Raw genomic sequence first — 392 nt, 5'->3', positions numbered from 1 at the left:
ATTCGCATGTTTAAATATCTACTACTGAAAGCTATATTTGAACTCTCTGACGTAGACATTGTTGAACGCTCTAAGTATGACCTGTCGTTCAAATTCTTTCTTGGCATGGCACCAGAGGACTCGGTAATCGACCCAAGTTCTCTAACAAAATTCCGCAAACTACGATTAAAAGATATGAACCTCCTCGACATGCTCATCGGGCAGACAGTAGCCCTCGCGATCGAGCAGGGTATCTTAAAGAGTGCCTCTATCATCGTAGATGCCACGCATACGAAAGCTCGCTACAACCAGAAGTCACCGCAAGAAATCCTGCAAGACCGTGCGCGGAAGCTGCGAAAGGTTGTTTACAGCATGGATGAGTCGGTCAAAGCCAAAATGCCAGCAAAGAACAA

At 45.7% G+C, this 392-nt stretch carries 1 protein-coding gene; it reads left to right on the top strand.

Annotation, left to right across the window (positions count from 1 at the left end; genetic code table 11):
* The coding region (locus PPOP_RS10780) for a transposase (RefSeq protein ID WP_042228448.1) at positions 1–392 on the top strand (392 nt) is incomplete at both ends.

Origin of the sequence: Paenibacillus popilliae ATCC 14706 (genome assembly GCF_000315235.1) — a bacterium.
In the GTDB taxonomy this organism is placed as follows: domain Bacteria; phylum Bacillota; class Bacilli; order Paenibacillales; family Paenibacillaceae; genus Paenibacillus_B; species Paenibacillus_B popilliae.
This window is presented reverse-complemented; position numbering and strand designations above follow the sequence as displayed.